This window comes from Parvibaculum sp., assembly GCF_040882025.1.
Taxonomy (GTDB): domain Bacteria; phylum Pseudomonadota; class Alphaproteobacteria; order Parvibaculales; family Parvibaculaceae; genus Parvibaculum.
Window position 1 is genome coordinate 16,452 of record NZ_JBBECC010000144.1, and the last position, 2,362, is coordinate 18,813.

Annotated in this window: 3 protein-coding genes; 1 reads left to right on the forward strand and 2 read right to left on the reverse strand. The window is 62.6% G+C overall.

Going from position 1 to position 2,362, the window contains the following annotated elements; all coding sequences use genetic code 11:
* A partial coding sequence (locus WEB61_RS10280; RefSeq protein WP_368064248.1) for a helix-turn-helix domain-containing protein occupies positions 1-485 on the reverse strand: 485 nt, incomplete at its 3' end.
* A gap of 134 nt (positions 486-619) precedes the next feature.
* Here WEB61_RS10280 and WEB61_RS10285 point away from each other — a divergent pair.
* Positions 620-1,942 carry an aspartate aminotransferase family protein gene (locus WEB61_RS10285; protein WP_368064249.1) on the forward strand — a complete coding sequence of 441 codons (1,323 nt, stop codon included), beginning with the start codon at positions 620-622 and terminating at the stop codon, positions 1,940-1,942.
* 186 nt (positions 1,943-2,128) lie between these two features.
* Here WEB61_RS10285 and WEB61_RS10290 read toward each other — a convergent pair.
* The coding region (locus WEB61_RS10290) for a LysR substrate-binding domain-containing protein (protein ID WP_368064250.1) at positions 2,129-2,362 on the reverse strand (234 nt) is incomplete at its 5' end.

Sequence of the window (2,362 nt, forward strand, 5' to 3'; positions counted from 1 at the left end):
ACCGTCAGTTCCAGCACGCCGGCAACGACGATGCCGCATTCCTCGCCGGTGTGGGAGAGCATTTCCGTGCCCGTGTCGGCACCCGGCGCATAGCGCTCATGCATCATCTGGATGGCCCGGCCGCGCGTGTCGCGGCCGACCAGACGAAAGCTGACCTCGCCGCTCGCGATCTCGCGCAGCTCCTTCGCCTGATAGAAGACCTTCTTGCGCGGCTTCAACTCCAGGGTCAGGAAATCGGCGATCGAGATTGGGAAGCCGCCCAGCACCTTTTTCAGCGATCCGACGGAGGGGCTGATGCTGTTCTTCTCGATCAGCGAAATGGTGCCGTTGGTGACGCCGGCGCGCTTGGCCAGCTCACGCTGCGACAGCCCGTGCATCTTGCGCAGCTCGCGCAGGCGCGCGCCGACATCGGGGCCTTTCTGTTCGCCCTCGCCGGTCTCGACCGGGGGCGCGGAGCTGTGGGCGCGGCGGAAGTCTCCTGTCATTCGTTTAAGATACTCAACGGCTTTCGAAGAGTCACGCCAAACGCCGCTTGCTTTCGAACGGCGGCGGATTTTGAATCGTGCAATATTGCAATCGCGCAACGCCGATCACGCGACGCGCAGCGGAGTCCCGACCGATGAATACCCTGACACCGAATGATCTTGAAGCTTTCTGGCTGCCGTTTACGCCGAACCGTCAGTTCAAGCGCGAACCGAGGCTGATCGCGCGGGCGAAGGACATGCATTATTACAAGCCGGACGGGACGGCGGTGCTGGACGCGACGGCGGGCTTATGGTGTTCCAATGCCGGGCATTGCCGGGCGCCGATCGTCAAGGCGATCCAGGAGCAGGCCGGCGAGCTCGACTTCGCGCCGTCCTTCCAGTTCGCGCATCCCAAGGTCTTCGAACTGGCGAGCCGGATCGCGGCGCTGGCGCCGAAAGATCTCGACCATGTGTTCTTCTGCAATTCGGGATCGGAGGCGGCCGACACGACGCTGAAAATCGCGATCGCCTATCACCGCGCCAATGGCGATGGCACGCGCACGCGACTGATCGGCCGCGAACGCGGCTATCACGGCGTCGGCTTCGGGGGCATTTCGGTCGGCGGCATGGTCGCCAACCGCAAGTTCTACGGGCCGCTGCTGGCCGGCGTCGACCATCTTCCGCATACCTATAATCGCGCCGAACAGGCCTTCACGGTGGGCGAACCGGAATGGGGCGCGCATCTGGCCGACGAGTTGCAGCGGCTGGTCGAGTTGCATGACGCCTCGACGATTGCCGCGGTCATTGTCGAGCCGATGGCGGGCTCGACCGGCGTGCTGCCGCCGCCGAAGGGATACCTGAAGCGATTGCGCGAAATATGCGATAAACACGGCATTCTTTTGATTTTCGACGAGGTCATCACCGGCTTCGGACGGCTCGGCCACGCGACGGCGGCCGAACGTTTCGGCGTTGCGCCCGACATCATGACGTTTGCGAAAGGCATCACCTCGGGCACGGTGCCGATGGGCGGTGCGGTGGTGCATAACCGCATCTATGAAGCGTTCCAGACCGGACCCGACCACGCGATCGATCTCTTTCACGGCTATACCTATTCGGGTCATCCGCTTGCCGCGGCCGCCGCGCTGGCGACGCTCGATCTTTACCGCGACGAAGGTTTGTTCGAGCGGGCGAAGAAACTCGAACCGCATATCGCTGAAGCGTCGATGACATTGAAAGGCCATCCGCTGGTGCTCGATGTACGCACCATCGGGCTCGTCGCCGCCGTCGATCTCGCAGCCGTCGACGGACTGCCCGGCAAGCGCGGCTTCGATGCGATGCGCCTTGCGTTTCACGACGAGAACATGATGGTCAGGGTGTCGGGCGACAGCATCGCCTTCTCGCCGCCGCTGATCGTTTCGGCGGACGAGATCGACGATATTTTTGCGCGCTTCAAACGGGTGCTCGACAAGGTCGGTTGAGGGCGGAACGGGCGTTTGTGACAGCGATTTTGACAGCGAAAACGACAGCGGACCCCCCCTCTGTCATCGAACTGTCATAAAACTGTCATAAATGAATATCGAGCCTCTTTCCGACCCCCTCGCAAAAATGCGGCGTGTTTAACATCCGGCGAATCCGGCGCGGAGATAAGTTTTTCTGAAAAAATCTTATCCCCGGGGGCGGCTGCGAATCGCGGAGGCAAATGAGAGGCGCGCTTTCGCGGCGTCGAGGAAGGTGCGGACTTTTGTCGCGCGGTGGCGGCCGGAGAGGGTGAGCGCGTAGATCGGCGCGGGTTCGCTCTGCCATTCGGGAAGGACGCGCTCGAGGTGGCCGCTGTCGAGATCGTCCGAAATGTCGGCGCAGGATTTCAGCATGATGCCGTGACCCGCCAGCGCCCAGTC

Coding starts and splice junctions, on each gene's coding strand:
- WEB61_RS10285 (WP_368064249.1), top strand. CDS start 620: ATGAATACCCTGACACCGAATGATCTTGAAGCTTTCTGGCTGCCGTTT.